Raw genomic sequence first — 16,099 nt, 5'->3', positions numbered from 1 at the left:
ATCTTGTGGGGCGTTGCTCAAAGCCCGCCCCACAAGAGTTAAATGATTTATTGAGAAGCAATTTAAATGCTGATTAGCTGAGATAGAACCCGGAGGGTGCGTCTGCACAGCGTAATTTTATAGATAAACTATAGGCTAATCCCTGAAGCACCATAGCAGGATAGATAACAATGCACGCCGTCGAAGTTTTAGACGTTTCTAAAGTATTTAAAAGTGTCCGCAGTCAAGATTTCTTAGCTGTCGATAACATCAACCTGCAAATTTACGATCGAGAATTCTTTTCTTTACTAGGCCCTTCCGGCTGCGGCAAAACTACTACTTTGCGAATGATCGCGGGTTTTGAAATTCCCACAGCGGGCGAAATTTACATTCACGGTCAACCGATGCAAAATCGCCCGCCATTTCACCGCCCAGTGAATACGGTATTTCAAAATTATGCTTTATTTCCGCACATGACAGTAGCACAAAATGCCGCTTTTGGGTTGGAAATGGAGAATTTGCCTCAGAAAACAATTCGCGATCGCGTTGCTGAAGCCTTAGCATTAGTACAGTTAACCGATGTAGAAAAACGCTATCCCCGCCAACTGTCAGGGGGACAGCAGCAGCGAGTAGCGCTAGCAAGAGCATTAGTCAAACAGCCGTCTGTTTTGCTGTTGGATGAACCCCTAGGAGCGCTGGATTTAAAATTGCGTAAAGAGATGCAATTAGAATTAAAAAAAATGCAGCGAAAATTGGGAATTACGTTTATTTATGTAACTCACGACCAAGAAGAAGCGCTAACAATGTCAGACAGAATTGCAGTAATGGAGGGAGGAAAACTGCAACAAGTCGGGACGCCTGTTGATATTTATGAATATCCTAAAACGCGGTTTGTTGCAGATTTTATTGGCGATAGCAATTTTTTAAGCGGGCAAGTAGTAGAAAAGCTAAACGGTCAAATAATCGTGTTGGTTGACCAGCATTTGCCGGTCTTAGTTGCGACAGCAGAAGATATGCCCTTTGGGAAAGTTGTCACCCTGGTGTTGCGACCAGAAAAAGCTGCAATTTTCCCGGCTAATTATGATGTTGAAAATAGCTGGCCGGGAATAGTAGAAGAGGCTATTTATATTGGCACTGACACGCGCTATACGGTGCGGTTGACTGCTAAAAGTTCGATCGCCCTTCGCCGACAAAACTTGCACAGAGATGACTTGCAGCGACACCAAGTCGGCGACAGCGTTCGAGTTGCCGTGCCGCCGGAAAGTATCTGTATTTTATAGCAGCAGGAAGAAGGCAGACACGACACGGATTTTCACACGAATGCACGTATTATAGCGGAACTCAGGAGTCATGAGTATAGCACTTACACATCAATACCAAAGAAAACGGGTTTTTCAGTAGGTAAACTGATCTATTTCTACTGCTCCAAGTGCTTTTAGGGTTGATTTTTGAGCATCAGTTAGACCAGTAACACCTATAATATTCATACCTTCGTAAAGCCTGGGCGATCGCATTTTTTTTACACATTCTCCTGTCTCCATTTCCCACAGCTTAATAGTTCCATCGGCACTGCCACTGGCTATGGTTTTACCATCGAGAGAAATTGCGATCGCCCATATCTGAGACGAATCATTCTGTAAGATTTTAACACATTCCCCGGAGCACACATCCCACAACCGGATCGTTTTATCGTGACTGCCACTGACCAAAATTCGCCCATCTGGACTAAACCGGACGCACCATACCAAAGCCTTGTGTCCCTCGAAGGTTTTCAGACATTCTCCCGACTCAATATCCCACAGTTTTATCGTTTTGTCGTCACTGCTGGTTGCTAAAATCTTTCCATCCGGACTGAAAGCAACTGAAAACAGCAAACTGGTATGACCTGAAAGGGTTTTGAAACATTCCCCAGAGCAAACATCCCACAATCTCACCAGCCTATCATCGCTGCCACTGGCTAAAATTGTCCCATCTGGACTGAAAGCAATTGACCAAGCACGACAACAATCTGACAAAATTTGGTAACATTCACCAGTCCGAACATTCCATAATCGGAGATTATGAAAATTATCGCTACTTGCTAATGTGCGACCATCTGGACTGAAACTAACAGAAAATACAAAGTTGTTGGCAATGCTTTTACCTTCCTGCATTACCCGCAGCAATTGACCCGTAGCGACATCCCACAAACGGATAATGCCACGACTACTGCTGCTAGCAAGCACTTGACCATCTGGACTGAAGGCAACACACCAAACCCAATTTGTATGTCCTGGCAGTGTTTTGCTGCATTTACCAGATTGCACGTCCCATAATTTGAGCGTTGTGTCATCGCTACCGCTGGCTAAAAACTGCCCATCTGGACTAAAAACAAGCGATTTAATCCCAGCGCTGTAGCCATACAAAGTTCTCAATGATTCTCCTGTTTGCGTATTCCAGAGGGTAACGGTGCAATCTAAGCTACCACTTGCCAGAGTATGACCTTGCGGGTGAAATGCGATCGACCATATCCAACCGCAGTGTTTCTGCATAACTTGGCAACACCGTCCAGTCGCAACATCCCAGAGTCGCACCGTGCAATCATAGCTGGCACTGGCGATCGCACAACTATCTGGACTAAATGCGACTCCTACGACAGGATCGGTATGTGCCCGCAGAATCTTTAAACATTGTCTCGTAGAAATATCCCACAAACGAACCGTACAGTCCCAACTGCCGCTAACCAAGGTTTGACCGTCTGGACTAAAAGCGATCGATCGAATGATGTGTGTATGCCCTTCCAATGTGTTAATAATTTCCCCAGTTTCAAGCTGCCATAATTTGATAGTTTTGTCGTAACTACAACTCACCACAAGCTTACCATCTGGACTAAAAATCACCGTCGTTACAAAATTTGCGTGTCCCAGAAGCGTATTTAAACATTCACCAGTTGCCACATCCCACAACTTAATTGTGCAGTCCCAACTCCCAGTAGCTAAGGTTCGACCATCGGGACTAAATGCAACGGAACCTACCCATCCGGTATGCTCTGTTAATGTTTGAATACACTCACCCGTAGCCAAATCCCATAACTTGACGATGTGGTCAAAAGATGCACTTGCTAAAGTTTGATTGTTGGGACTAAAAGCGACACCAGCAATCCAACTGGTGTGTCCTTCACAGGTGAGAAAATCTCGATAATCTTGGGTGCGGCAGACTCGAATTTTACTATCGAGGTTGCCAACTGCCAAAAAATTACCATCTGGGCTAAAGGCAACAGATATAGCTCCATTTGAATTACTGGTAAGGACGGATTTAGACAGATCGGAATTAGCAAAGTTAACTCCATGCAAGTTTGTACCAATGAGATAAGCTTGCCAAATGCTCAAGTTCGAGAAATCATAGCCCCTTAATTCTATTTTCTGTTGAAGTAACAGATTAATCAGATTTCCACCACCATATCCAACTGAATTAGGAAATTGCGATCGCAGACAAAACAAAACTTGATTTAGTTGATATTCAAAATCTTTTTTAGATCGTAACTCCCCCATTATTCGTTCAGCCATTGGTGCTAAAATCAATCGAATTTGGCTTTCCCGAATGTAATCTTTTGCTTCTGCTTTGATTAGCGCATGGGTAACAAATAAATTGAGATTTTTTGACTTAATTTCCAGCTCAAATCCTTCGATTAACTGTTCGGTAACATACTCCATTACCACAGGTTGTAAGCTGATTTTTCCGGCATTCTTCTCGATTAGCGATCGCCTGCTCAGAGATGACAAAGCATCCAGCAGTTTAGATTGTGAGGGGATGGAAACAAAATCTGCCCGTAAGTCGGTTATAGAAATCCATTCTCGATCGATCGCCAGCCAATACATCACCTGCTTTTCCAAGTCTGACAACCGCCGAAATTGCCCATTGAGCAGAATATTGATATCTCCAAACGCGATCGCTCCCTGCTCCAAAAAGTTGGTAATATTGCCATCAAATAAATCTAGAACAGTTGTCGAGACAATTTTGAGTACCAGTGGATTGCCACAATAATGTTGAGTTAAATTTATCCAATCGGTTGCTGTTTCGGAAAAACAGCTATTGGCTTGTAAAATTTCTTGCACTTCCAAGGAACTTAACCCGATTAAGGGTAAGGTTCGCACAGGTGAGGTTTCGCCTTCCAACAACATCAAAGCTGTGGGTTTTTCCCGACTTGTCAAGACAAGACAACTAGAATGGCATTCGCTTCCCACTCGTCTGAGAACTTCCTCGTAGCCCTCATAGCCTTCTCGGTATTGCCCTGCTTCGGATATTGCCCCATCCGCACCCCCTAGAATCGCATCAAAATTATCCAGGATCAACAGACAGCGTGAGGAGCGTAAATACCCCATCAGTTGAGAGACTTGAGCCTCAAGCGATGTCGGGAGTGCTATTTCTTGTTGGTTAGATAGAATTTGAATCAGCGTTGATAATACGTCCTCAAGCGGTGGTGCATTGCGCAAGGAATACCAGATGAGAAAGTCAAATTCATTTTGAAGTGCGATCGCTACTTTTGCAGCCAATGAGGTTTTGCCAATTCCACCCATTCCTACCAAGCCAACCAAACGACAGGAGTCGGTAACAATCCATTGTTGCAGTCGCACTAATTCCTGATTTCGACCGTAGAATGTGGAGACATCAACCATTTCTCCCCAGTGGCGGTGCGTTGCAATTTCTTGTTGTTGAACTTGCAGTTGCAGCGGTGGTATTTTTTCTATCTCTGTGTTCGCTAATTCTACGGGTGTCTGACGCGATCGCCGTCCTATGACTGCTTGAAGATTGCTTTTAGTAACCTTTTCTCCAAGTTCAGCACTGAGTAGTTGCCATAACTTGTAACCCACATCCTTAATATAACTAGCGTCATAGCCAGCGCGATCTGCAATATCTAAATAAGATAGCCCTTCCCAAGATTCGCGAAATACAATCTCTTGGATGTTGCTGAGGGAAGTTGGGGCGATCGCTGTATCTAAAATTCTCAGCGCTTCTTCCACAGTCATAACTTTACAGCACCTCTAATTTAGTCTCCTGAGATCTTGCGGTTATTCGCGTGAGAAGGGTTAAGAGGGCCCATCACACAAGAAAAATTAACCTCTTGTGGGGTAGGCGTCTCCCCGGCTTAGTCTATGGATGCAAAATCTGAGTCTTCTTACTTTAACAAGACTTTTCTAGATTTTTGCGAAAATAGCACTCTCAACAGTTACAGCAGATTTCAGTGCAGAGATAGAGGACACGGCAGTGCCGTTTCCCTACAGCTATCGATTTCCGGGGTAAGTAACCCGGATTTAGTATTAGGCACCAATACCAAAGAAACCGGGTTTTTTATCCTTACTGCGGTTTGCAGCGAAGGATTTTCGTCCATCAACCCGGTTTGCGATCGCTCGTGCGAAAGTCGTATGACTTTTTCAGACTATTTTTTCCTGACTTTTTACGACTTTTTCTTGTCGTCGAACTGATACCCATTGTTTAACTTGGGTTTATAGCGAAACAAAGTCTTGCAATTTCAACAACAAGACTCGCTCAATTCCCAATCACCTATTTGGGTGATTGTCTTTAAACAACAGGAGAAAGTAACATGGCAAACATCATAGGTACCGAAGGCAATGACAAGCGGATCGGCACATTTGAGAATGACACAATCAGTGGCCTTGGAGGAAACGACACTCTTCAAGGTGGCTTTGGTAATGACCAACTGTTTGGTGGCTTTGGTGATGACCAACTGTTTGGTGAGAATGGTAATGACACACTGTTTGGTAGCTTCGGCCATGACCAACTGTTTGGTCTTGGTGGTAATGACGTACTGTCCGGTGGCACAGGTAATGATGTACTGATTGGCATTGGACCTTTTTTTGAGAATGAATTTGACACCCTGACCGGTGGCATTGGGGCAGATATATTTGTCATTGGTCTGGCCCAGGGCCCCTTTGGCTACAGCGGGCCTGACCATGCTACAATTCGCGATTTTTTCTCGTCAGACGGTGACAGAATTGCGGTTCAAGGTAGCGTCTCAGATTACCGATTTGTGTCTAACCAAAATGTTTCTGGTGGTGCAGCAAACGATACGCAAATATTCAAAGGCAATGACCTATTTGCCATTGTTGACGACAAATTTGTGTCGAGTTCTAACTTGTTTACCAATACAGGCAATAACCTCTTCTAGGCTGGCGATCGCAAATCAATTAAAACCTTACTGATTGGATCGCAATCCTATTGGAGACGTGCATTACTCGCAGGCTAACTGGAACTTCTCCCTATGGGGGAAGTTCCGATTAAAAAGAGTCAAAAATTATCGATCGAAGATGTCGAACTACCGAGTCGGAGTTGAGAGCCTCCGCGCTTTTAGCCCGAGGGTTAAAACAAGAGAAAGACTTTTGTAGTTATGCACATCCAACAAGTTCCAAAACTCGCAAACTTTTAAGGTGGGGGAATTTCCGGCGAGGGGGAAGGCGCGGGAATCTCCGCAGGACTCGATTCTGGCGACGGCGAGGGAATCTCCGCAGGACTCGATTCTGGCGACGGCGAGGGACTCTCAGCACCGGGCGAGGGACTCTCAGCACCGGAGGAGGGAATATCGGCACCGGGGGAGGGAATATCCGCAGGAGTTGGGGCGGTAGTTTCCGGCGGTGGCGGCAGTTGTTCGGGATCGGGGTTCTGGTTTTGGAGGCTGCGCACCCACAAACCTAAACCCGCGAAGACTAGCATCAGCCCCAACAGCCCCAGCAGGGGCAGCCAAAGCTTGGGCTTCTGTTTTTGAACTGGTTCCGGAGCGGGGGAAGTTTCGGGGTACAGCAACTGTTTGGAGGATTCAGAAAGCTGAGATTCTGGCATCCTCCCGGTTTTCTGGAGGGATGCAGATCCTGACATCGGCAGCGACACCGAAGCTGCTGACACCGGCGCTGACACTGGCGCTGACGCCACCGCCGGATCGAACAGTACCAATCTCTCCGGCGACATCCGACAGTGAGTCGCTACCACGGAGGTGTTGTCGTAACCGTTTTTCTCGTTGGCGAGACGAATCCAAGACTGAACCGCGGCTTCCAAAGACATTTTGCCCTCAAGCACCTCTGGGCCGTAATTCTCCCAAGATTTCTCTACCCAGTCGTTGTCGCTCAAACCGTCGGAACACAGCAGCAGTAAGCCTTCCTCTTCGACAATAAATCGGTGAATCGTCGGGCGCAGGAAATCGGCGTCCCGCGTACCCAAAGCTTGAGTCAGGGCTCCTGCATCCGATCGCAGTTGAGTTTCCCAGTATAAACTGTGTCCTAGCTGGACTTCCCTTGAGGCTACGTCGTCGTCCACAGTCAGCCGCTGACAGTAATTTTTGCCAATCCAATAAGCGCGGCTGTCTCCAACATTGACTAAATAAAGTTCGTGGCTGTTATTCGAGGGCAAATCCTCGGAAATTTTCACTTTTTGAGGCAACTGAAGGGCCATCACCAAAGTCGTCCCCATCCGCTGCCGCAACTCTTTTCCCTGCTCGTTATTTTGAGCGGAAATTACATTATTCACAACTCTCACTATTTCTTCGAGTTGCTTGATGACCATTGTTGGGGTCATCAACTCTTCTTGTTGAGTGATTTCTGAGAGCAAATTTTGGATTAAAGCTTTCAGGGACTGGACGGCTAATTGACTGGCAACTTCTCCTCCTTCGTGGCCTCCAACCCCGTCGCAAACCATTGTCAAGTAAGGAATTAGTTTGTCGCCGCCTGAAGTTTTGCTAGATTGAAAATCAGCAGCAGTCGGATAGCAACTGTCTTCATTTTGGGAGCGCTGCGGCCCGGTATCGGTCATGCCGACTACTTCTAAGTGCAGAGGCAATTTAGCGGCTTGTTCTAATAGTAAATCGTTTAGTTCCAGGGCGATCGCGTCGAAATTCATGCTGCTGCGGCGCATAAACTGACAAATCTCTCCGAGTTTCGACTGCACCTCGGGTTGCGCTGATTCCACCAAACCTGACCACACATCTCCCAAATCCCGCAGCGTCGGTACAAAATTGCCGGGGTGCAGTTCCAGCAGGCGTACCCGCCAACCTTCCACCCGCAAATTTTCCGGTACCAGCAAACTCGAAGCGACTCCCTGTTCCGACAGCGGTATCCACAGTTGGAGCATTTGCCACAGCCAGTAAACTTGGCGCGCGGCGCTTGTCCCAGACCAAGATTCTAAAATAGAAGGATACAGGCGACCGAAATTATTGATGGGCACATTTTCCAACAACAGCACCTCTGCTGCTTCCGGTGCTTCCCCCAGCGAACAAAAACCGTATACTTCAGGCGTATGCAGCCGTTGGGGATACAAATGCAGGTAAGGCATAATCGTATCCGGCAGTTGTTCCGGGACGCTCGGAGGCAGAGCTGGACGGCTGTCGAGCCAGATTTGGGGTGCAATGACAAAGTATCGATCGGCTATTACCTTACCCGCCGGCACTTCCTCGGCTGCTTGCCCTACCGCCCACACGTAGCGATAAATTAAATCGGTTTCGCAAGCTGCACAGTGCTGGCGGCCAAAGGTATTGCGGGGCTCGGCACAGCTAAGATTCGGGCAATAAATGGGTTCGGAGAAACTGCTGATCATATCGAAATAGTTTGTGTAAAAAGATTCTGAAGATATATGATTCGCCAGCCCAAATTCATGAGCTTGAGAATAAACTGATTTTAGCCCCTATCAATTTCTTAACTGCCTTTGGGCCCCTAGAAATTGTAGTTTCTGCCAGTCTTCACCGACTAAAATTGTAATTTAAGTTACTAAACTCTGACTTGGAGTAGGATGGAAGCCTCAACCTGGTACGGCTGCGCCACAAATCGCTCTGAGGGCCCGCAAGTGGCAAACCCTTGCACAGTCAGTTGTTGGTAATTCTTAAATCTTAAATTTCCAATCTAAGATCTAAATAGTATCACCTATTCTTTTTATGATCTGGACTCCCACGCTCCTTTGGCTGCTAGCTGGGTCTTTGCTCTGTTTGGCAGAGCTATTTCTCCCGACTGCTTTTGTCGCTTTTATGATGGGACTGAGCGCCTTCGCCGTAGCTGGATGCTCTCTAGTTCTACCTTACGTTAATTTACAAATATTCCTGTGGATGATATTTTCGACAGTTTTTGTGCTGCTGTCCCGGCGGTTGATACCAAAAGGCAAGGCAAGGGCGATCGCAGATTCTCAGGAAGCAAAAACTTTAACAGAAATTCCCCCCGGAGAAGCCGGCAGAGTCATTTATGAGGGGAATTCTTGGCAAGCTCGCTGCGAAGACACCAAGGCCACCATTCCCCCCAACCAAAACGTAATTGTCGTGGGACGAAAAGGCACTACTCTGATAGTTTTGCCAGAACATTTATTGCATTCTTAAACAAAATGCGTAATTAATCACAGGCAATTAGTAGTTAGTCATTAGTCATTAGTCATTAGTCATCATTAGTCATTAGTTTTTAGTTAACAGTCAACATTTATAGGAGGCAACCGTGGAACAATTTTTTTTACTTGTATTTTTAGCACTAGGCGGCTCAGCCCTCGCAGGTTCCGTCAAGATTATCAATCAGGGAAATGAAGCGCTGGTGGAAACTTTAGGTAAATACAGCGGCAAAAAACTGGAACCCGGTTTGAATTTTGTCAAGCCGTTTCTCGATCGCGTCGTTTACGAGCAAACAATTAGGGAAAAAGTCTTAGATATTCCCCCGCAAGCTTGTATTACCCGGGATAACGTTTCTATCACAGTTGATGCTGTGGTTTACTGGCGAATTGTAGACTTGGAAAAAGCTTGTTACAAAGTAGAAAATCTCCAGTCAGCAATGGTAAATATGGTGCTGACTCAAATTCGCGCCGAAATGGGTCAACTGGATCTCGAACAAACCTTTACTGCTCGTTCTCAAATTAATGAAATATTGCTCAGAGATTTAGATATTGTTACCGATCCTTGGGGAGTGAAAGTAACGCGGGTAGAACTGCGCGATATTATCCCTTCTAAAACTGTACAGGAATCAATGGAATTGCAGATGGCAGCCGATCGACGGAAGCGGGCGGCAATTCTGACATCCGAGGGCGAACGCGAGTCAGCAGTTAACAGCGCCAAAGGTAAAGCTGAAGCGCAAGTTCTGGATGCGGAAGCGCGCCAAAAAGCGACTATTTTGGAGGCGGAAGCTCAACAAAAGGCGATCGTCCTGAAAGCTCAAGCAGAACGCCAAAGTCAGGTTTTGAAAGCTCAAGCTACTTCCGAGGCTTTGCAAATAATCGGCAAAACTCTGCAAACTGACCCCAATGCCGGCGAAGCTTTACAATTTTTGTTAGCTCAAAACTATCTGGATATGGGTCAAAAAATTGGCACCAGCGACAGCAGCAAGGTGATGTTTATGGACCCGCGCAGCATTCCCGCTACGATGGAGGGATTGCGATCTATTGTTGGGGAAGGTAATAAGGCTGATTAGCCAGTTGGCAGTTGGCAGTTGACTGTTAACTGCTGACTGTTGTGATTACCTATTACCTATTACCAAATTTAAGATTCTTGAGCCAAAGTACACCGATCGCACAATCCGAAAAACTCCAAAGTGTGATAATAAATCTTGAAAGAATGAGATTGTTGCAGTTGGCTTTCTAAGTGGTGAACCGGGCATTCGTCGATCGTAATGGAGGCGCCGCATTCCAGACAAGTTAGGTGGTGTTGATCTTGGTGGGCGGCACCGTAGAGAGACTCGCCACTAGCGAGGGTTCTGACGTGAACGAACCCCTCTCGCTTTAAACCGTCGAGGGAGCGGTAAACGGTTGCTAAGCCCATGCTTTGGTCGCTGTTACGCAGTTCTAAGTAGATATCTTGCGCTGAGAGCGATCGATTCAGGACTTTGAGCAAGTTTAAAATACGCTCCTGACTGCGGGTGTGGTTGGTTCTCATAATTTTTTTCTCGAATCTGCTGGAATCAAATTTGTCCCTATTTCTAGGCTATCTCACTTGGGGGAGTTAAATGGCGATCGGCGCGCTGCTCGGTTGTAGAATAAAATGGCGCTAACTTTCACATCACCTACCGCAACATTCCCGTGACTCAGAAATATCTTGCCCAAATCTATGTTACCCTCCGCCCTTCGGTTTTAGACCCCGCCGGCACTGCCGTACAGTCTGGTTTGCAACACATGGGATACGACAATGTTGAGCGCGTGCGTATCGGGAAATACGTTGAATTGACGCTGACTGCTGCTGGTGAGTCGGAAGCCCGCGAACAACTCGATCGCGTTTGCGACCAACTTTTGGCGAATCCAGTTATTGAAAATTATCGCTTTGATTTGACTGAAATTCCTGTTGCTGTGGAGACAGCGGCGACATAAATGCGATCGCCCCTAGGGTGTTTTTAAACCCGGAGATCCCCCCTAACCCCCCTTAATAAGGGGGGACAAGAGTGTTCAAAGTCTCTCTTAAAAAGGCGAGGACAAGAGCTTTCAAAGTCTTCGTTAAAAACACGAAAACTCGGAGCACTCAAAGTCCCCCTTTTTAAGGGGGATTTAGGGGTATCTAGACTTTGATAAAAGCGAGAGAAACATAAGATTTTAGTCTTAAGTTGACACCTCTTCCTTCTTCCCTCTTCCTTCTTCCCTCTTCCTTCTTCCCTCTTCCTTCTTCCTTCTTCCCTCTTCCTTCTTCCTTCTTCCCTCTTCCTTCTTCCTTCAGCTTATGAAATTTGGAGTTATTGTTTTTCCGGGTTCAAATTGCGATCGCGATGTGGTGTGGGTAACTCAAGGGTTACTCCACCAACCGACGCGGATGATTTGGCACGAAGATACCGATATTTCGGATATTGATGTCATTGTAATTCCCGGTGGTTTCAGTTACGGAGATTATTTGCGGTGCGGCGCGATCGCCCGTTTTTCTCCGGCGATGCGGGCTACTGCGGAACACGCGAAACAAGGAAAGCTTGTATTGGGCATCTGCAACGGTTTTCAGGTGTTGACTGAAGCTGGTTTGTTGCCCGGTGCTCTGGTGCGGAATGCGGGATTGAATTTTATTTGCGATCGCGCTTCTTTGAAAGTTGTACGGGGTAATACTCGTTGGACTGCGGCTTATACTACGGGTGAAATCATCGATTTGCCGATCGCCCACGGCGAAGGCAACTATTATGCTGATGCGGATACATTAGCAGAGTTAGAAGACCACCAGCAAGTGCTGTTTCGCTACTGCACAGAGGCGGGAAAAATTAGCGATGCTGGCAATCCCAACGGTTCGTTAAATAATATTGCCGGTATTTGCAATCGCCAAGGCAATGTATTAGGAATGATGCCGCATCCAGAACGGGCATCCGATCCGATGTTGGGCGAAACTGATGGGGTGAAATTGTTTCAAAGCTTGCTGATGGCAACTGTTGCTGCTGTTTTGTAGTTGATATTTACCTCGGATTTTATGAACAGGCAAGATGCCTGTTCCACAGTAGATTAAATTTGTTGTGGGGTGGGCATCTTGCCCGCCCAAAATGAACAGGCAAGATGCCTGTTCCACAGTAGATTAAATTTGTTGTGGGGTGGGCATCTTGCCCGCCCAAAATGAACAGGCAAGATGCCTGTTCCACAATACATCAAGTTTGTTGTGGGGTGGGCATCTTGCCCGCCCAAAAAAATACAATTTAGATTCGGGACAGCTTACCAACTTTTGAAAAGAAGAATATTTATTTTATGCCACTAATGGACTTAGCTAATTTTAAAACTAGGGTAATTGGATGCAGTGCGGTGATGGCTGTCGGGCAACTTATTTCAAATGCGCTAGCCAATCCGGCAACTCAAGCAGCAGCGGGTATGATGGGCGGCCCGATCGCAGTTGGGGGAGTTTCGATTTTGGCGGCGATTGCTACTGGTATAGCGGGGAATATCGCGGCTAATGACCTCGGAAATCGGATGACGGAACGGTTGAGCAAAAATCCGAGGATTCTCGACAATCACGATTTGATTAAGGCCGCGGGTGAGGCGATCGGCTATATTTTGAGAGAGGTTGCGAAGTCCGATCGCCTAATTGCGATCGCCGAAACCAAAAAATTGCCTTATCCAGAAACAGCTCTCAGTCAATTAGCCGAGAAAACTCCTGAATACTGGCTTGATATAAACACGAATACAGCCGACTTGTCAAGAGGTTTAAATATTTCCGAAGACCAGTTAACCAAGATTTTTTCTGCGGATGCCGAGGAGTTCGATCGAGTTACCGGATTGACAACGGCAGATTGGGCAACTTTCGTCAACGAATTCGCCCGGCGCGAGGGGAAATCCTTCGAGGCGGAAATTGTGGAATTTGTCGCGGACAAACTGTACGCAACATTCCCGAAAGCGTACCGCGAAGTGCTGAAACTGGATGCGGCGAAGGGAGGAGAAAAGTTTGCGGCGATGCTGTTGAACCTGCACCAAATTACTTTGGCGGAACTCAAAGATTTGGGGCTGCAAAATGGGGAAATTCTGCAAAAGTTGGAGGCAGTGGCAACTGGGCAGCAGATTTGTCAAGTGATGGGGAAATTGGAGGCGATCGAAATTGGTATCCGCGACGATTTGGCGCAACTTAAAACATCACTGGAACGATTTATCGATACTTCCGCGCCCAGATTGCCGCATCCCTACGAGTGCGAAACGATTATTGCAGACCGGACTCAAGACTTTACCGGCCGCCAATTTGTGTTTGCAGCAATTGCCGAATTTTTGCAGAACAATCGCAAAGGCTATTTTGTTTTAGAAGCAGATCCGGGAGTCGGGAAAAGTTCAATTATGGCCAAGTTAGTGCTGCTGCTGAAGCGGCGCTGCGTTGCCCATTTTAACTCGCAATCTCAAGGCATTGTCCGCACCGAACAATTTCTGGAAAATGCCTGCACTCAGTTAATTCGAGGCTATCAACTAAATTATCCGCAACTGCCGGAAAATGCGACCAGAGATGGCAACTTTCTGAGTCGGTTGTTGGGGGAAGTCAGCGCTAAATTGGGCGGCAAAAAGTTGATTGTGGTGGTGGATGCCCTGGATGAAGTGGATTCGAGTTTGCAGGGGCGCGGCAGCAATGTCCTGTATTTGCCAGATGCTTTGCCGGATAATGTTTATTTTATTGTCTCGAAGCGACCGGAATCTCTGCCTTTGCCAAATCATCAGGTTTTTGATTTGATGCAGTACAGTGCAGAAAGTTTGGCGGATGTCAAGCTTTATATAGACAAACGCACCAGCAACAGCGCGTCAATTCAGAGTTGGATTAACCGTCAAAATTTGCAGCGAGAACAGTTTGTGGCGGCGGTGGCTGAAAAAAGCCAGAATAACTTTATGTACCTGCGCTATGTGCTGAATGATATCGATAGCGGCAAGTACAGCGATGTGAATTTGCAAGATTTGCCGAGGGAGTTGGAAGGATATTATGACAAGCATTGGATGCAAATGATGGGGCGGGAAGACGATCCGCTGCTGGAGATGAGGGTTAAGATTATCTATGTGCTCTCGAAAGCGCGGGAAGCTGTTTCTCGCGGCTGGATTGCGAAATCGGTAGGGGAAACGGATTTTAAAGTGCAGCAGGTGTTGAAGAAATGGGAGTCGTTTTTGCGGCAGCAGCAAGTTGATGGCGAAATTCGCTACAGCATCTATCACAACAGTTTTCGCGACTTTTTGGCAAAAAATGAAACGGTGCAAGCTGCGGGGGTTGACGTTGAAAAGCTCAACCGCCAAGGTATGGATAACAGGTTAAAAGGAGCGCCGCTATGAGCGATTTGGGTGTGTGGTTGTCGCAGCAAAGTCGATCGGATCGAGAATATTTTTTGAAGTATCAACCCAGGGATTTTGTGGAAACTTCGGGAGAGTTCGATCGTTATTATCGTTGGGTGACGGATTTTGGTTTTATTGAGGCGAAGTTGGAATTGTTGGGGGTACAAGCGTTAATTGAGGATTACGATTTGGCAAGAGTTTCTGATGTTTTGCTGTCGGAGGGGCAAACTGAAACTTTGAATTTGATTCAAGGGGCAATTCGGAAGTCTGCGCACGTTTTGGAATTGGATAAAACCCAACTTGTAGGGCATTTGTTGGGGAGGTTGCTGGATTTTGAAATGCCCCAGATTCAGGGGTTGCTGGAACAGGCAAAGCAGTCGAAAGATAGTCCTTGGCTGCGGCCTTTAAAGGCTAATTTAGAGCCGGCAAATGAAGGGGCATTGAGGACGCTTGTCGGTCATACTAACTCGGTAACAGCAGTCGCGATCGCACTTGACGGCAAAACCGCGATTTCCGCATCTTCAGATAACACCCTGAAAATCTGGGACATCAAGACAGGCGCCGAACTGTTCACCCTCACCGGTCATACTCGCTGGGTAAATGCAGTGGATATCGCACCTGACGGCAAAACCGCGATTTCCGCTTCAAGGGATAACACGCTGAAAATCTGGGACATCAAGACAGGCACCGAACTATTAACCCTCATCGGTCATACTAAGGAGGTAACAGCAGTGGATATCGCACCTGACGGCAAAACCGCGATTTCCGCATCTTCAGATAACACCCTGAAAATCTGGGAGATCAAGACAGGCACCGAACTGTTCACCCTCACCGGTCATACTAGCTGGGTCAATGCAGTAGCGATCGCACCCGACGGCAAAACCGCGATTTCCGCTTCAGGGGATCGCACCCTGAAAATCTGGGACATCAAGACAGGCACCGAACTGTTCACCCTCACCGGTCATACTAGCTTGGTAAGTGCAGTAGCGATCGCACCCGACGGCAAAACCGCGATTTCCGCTTCAGGAGATCGCACCCTGAAAATCTGGGAGATCAAGACAGGCACCGAACTGTTCACCCTCACCGGTCATACTAGCTCCGTAAGTGCGGTGGCGATCGCACCCGACGGCAAAACCGCGATTTCCGCTTCATGGGATCACACCCTGAAAATCTGGGAGATCAAGACAGGCACCGAACTGTTCACCCTCACCGATCATACTAGCTGGATAAGTGCAGTAGCGATCGCACCCGACGGCAAAACCGCGATTTCCGCTTCATGGGATCACACCCTGAAAATCTGGGAGATCAAGACAGGCACCGAACTGTTCACCCTCACCGATCATACTAGCTGGATAAGTGCAGTAGCGATCGCACCCGACGGCAAAACCGCGATTTCCGCTTCATGGGATCACACCCTGAAAATCTGGGAGATCAAGACAGG

12 protein-coding genes are annotated in these 16,099 nt (G+C 47.0%); 9 read left to right on the top strand and 3 right to left on the bottom strand.

What is annotated here, in order from left to right; genetic code table 11:
• The first annotated feature begins 170 nt into the window (after positions 1–170).
• Entirely contained in the window at positions 171–1,259 is a 1,089-nt protein-coding gene (locus QUA20_RS17960) for an ABC transporter ATP-binding protein (RefSeq protein WP_333190400.1), read from the top strand.
• A 114-nt stretch (positions 1,260–1,373) separates the two neighbouring features.
• On the opposite strand, the gene QUA20_RS17955 is transcribed toward QUA20_RS17960, so the two are convergent.
• On the bottom strand, positions 1,374–4,985 hold the full coding sequence (locus QUA20_RS17955) for a WD40 domain-containing protein (RefSeq protein WP_333190399.1): 3,612 nt from the start codon (positions 4,983–4,985) through the stop codon (positions 1,374–1,376).
• Positions 4,986–5,111: 126 nt separating this feature from the next.
• On the opposite strand from QUA20_RS17955, the gene QUA20_RS17950 reads away from it, so the two are divergent.
• Positions 5,112–5,441, top strand: coding sequence for a hypothetical protein (locus QUA20_RS17950; protein WP_333190397.1), 330 nt, complete (start codon positions 5,112–5,114; stop codon positions 5,439–5,441).
• A gap of 119 nt (positions 5,442–5,560) precedes the next feature.
• Positions 5,561–6,145 carry a calcium-binding protein gene (locus QUA20_RS17945; RefSeq protein ID WP_333190395.1) on the top strand — a complete coding sequence of 195 codons (585 nt, stop codon included), beginning with the start codon at positions 5,561–5,563 and terminating at the stop codon, positions 6,143–6,145.
• A 254-nt stretch (positions 6,146–6,399) separates the two neighbouring features.
• Here QUA20_RS17945 and QUA20_RS17940 read toward each other — a convergent pair whose 3' ends face one another.
• Positions 6,400–8,556, bottom strand: coding sequence for a protein phosphatase 2C domain-containing protein (locus QUA20_RS17940; protein WP_333190393.1), 2,157 nt, complete (start codon positions 8,554–8,556; stop codon positions 6,400–6,402).
• A gap of 334 nt (positions 8,557–8,890) precedes the next feature.
• On the opposite strand from QUA20_RS17940, the gene QUA20_RS17935 reads away from it, so the two are divergent.
• A complete protein-coding gene (locus QUA20_RS17935; RefSeq protein WP_333190392.1) occupies positions 8,891–9,322 on the top strand; it encodes an NfeD family protein in 432 nt (143 codons plus the stop codon).
• A gap of 112 nt (positions 9,323–9,434) precedes the next feature.
• Positions 9,435–10,394, top strand: coding sequence for an SPFH domain-containing protein (locus tag QUA20_RS17930; RefSeq protein ID WP_172184864.1), 960 nt, complete (start codon positions 9,435–9,437; stop codon positions 10,392–10,394).
• Positions 10,395–10,462: 68 nt separating this feature from the next.
• On the opposite strand, the gene QUA20_RS17925 is transcribed toward QUA20_RS17930, so the two are convergent.
• Positions 10,463–10,855: a Fur family transcriptional regulator gene (locus QUA20_RS17925; RefSeq protein ID WP_172184862.1), complete on the bottom strand. Its 393-nt coding sequence runs from the start codon at positions 10,853–10,855 to the stop codon at positions 10,463–10,465.
• 143 nt (positions 10,856–10,998) lie between these two features.
• Between QUA20_RS17925 and purS the strand changes: the two genes are divergently transcribed.
• The 4 genes from purS to QUA20_RS17905 form a co-directional block, all read left to right on the top strand.
• Positions 10,999–11,283 (top strand): phosphoribosylformylglycinamidine synthase subunit PurS, encoded by a 285-nt coding sequence (gene purS, locus QUA20_RS17920; RefSeq protein ID WP_333190389.1) that lies wholly within the window; start codon positions 10,999–11,001, stop codon positions 11,281–11,283.
• A gap of 343 nt (positions 11,284–11,626) precedes the next feature.
• On the top strand, positions 11,627–12,328 hold the full coding sequence (purQ, locus tag QUA20_RS17915) for a phosphoribosylformylglycinamidine synthase subunit PurQ (RefSeq protein WP_333190388.1): 702 nt from the start codon (positions 11,627–11,629) through the stop codon (positions 12,326–12,328).
• A gap of 290 nt (positions 12,329–12,618) precedes the next feature.
• Positions 12,619–14,658 carry an ATP-binding protein gene (locus tag QUA20_RS17910; protein WP_333190386.1) on the top strand — a complete coding sequence of 680 codons (2,040 nt, stop codon included), beginning with the start codon at positions 12,619–12,621 and terminating at the stop codon, positions 14,656–14,658.
• Positions 14,655–16,099: WD40 repeat domain-containing protein (locus QUA20_RS17905; RefSeq protein ID WP_333190385.1), on the top strand; the 1,445-nt coding region annotated here is incomplete at its 3' end. The genes QUA20_RS17910 and QUA20_RS17905, both read left to right, overlap by 4 nt.

The sequence above is a fragment of the Microcoleus sp. Pol7_A1 genome, assembly GCF_036701085.1.
Taxonomy (GTDB): domain Bacteria; phylum Cyanobacteriota; class Cyanobacteriia; order Cyanobacteriales; family Microcoleaceae; genus Microcoleus; species Microcoleus asticus.
Note: the sequence above shows the minus strand (reverse complement) of the source record. Positions and strands in the feature narration are given on the sequence as shown.

Excerpts from the sequence above, each read along its gene's own strand:
- QUA20_RS17935 (WP_333190392.1), top strand. The coding sequence starts at position 8,891 with ATGATCTGGACTCCCACGCTCCTTTGGCTGCTAGCTGGGTCTTTGCTC.
- QUA20_RS17910 (WP_333190386.1), top strand. The coding sequence starts at position 12,619 with ATGCCACTAATGGACTTAGCTAATTTTAAAACTAGGGTAATTGGATGC.
- QUA20_RS17925 (WP_172184862.1), bottom strand. The coding sequence starts at position 10,855 with ATGAGAACCAACCACACCCGCAGTCAGGAGCGTATTTTAAACTTGCTC.
- QUA20_RS17955 (WP_333190399.1), bottom strand. The coding sequence starts at position 4,985 with ATGACTGTGGAAGAAGCGCTGAGAATTTTAGATACAGCGATCGCCCCA.
- purQ (WP_333190388.1), top strand. The coding sequence starts at position 11,627 with ATGAAATTTGGAGTTATTGTTTTTCCGGGTTCAAATTGCGATCGCGAT.
- QUA20_RS17940 (WP_333190393.1), bottom strand. The coding sequence starts at position 8,556 with ATGATCAGCAGTTTCTCCGAACCCATTTATTGCCCGAATCTTAGCTGT.
- QUA20_RS17960 (WP_333190400.1), top strand. The coding sequence starts at position 171 with ATGCACGCCGTCGAAGTTTTAGACGTTTCTAAAGTATTTAAAAGTGTC.
- QUA20_RS17945 (WP_333190395.1), top strand. The coding sequence starts at position 5,561 with ATGGCAAACATCATAGGTACCGAAGGCAATGACAAGCGGATCGGCACA.
- QUA20_RS17950 (WP_333190397.1), top strand. The coding sequence starts at position 5,112 with ATGGATGCAAAATCTGAGTCTTCTTACTTTAACAAGACTTTTCTAGAT.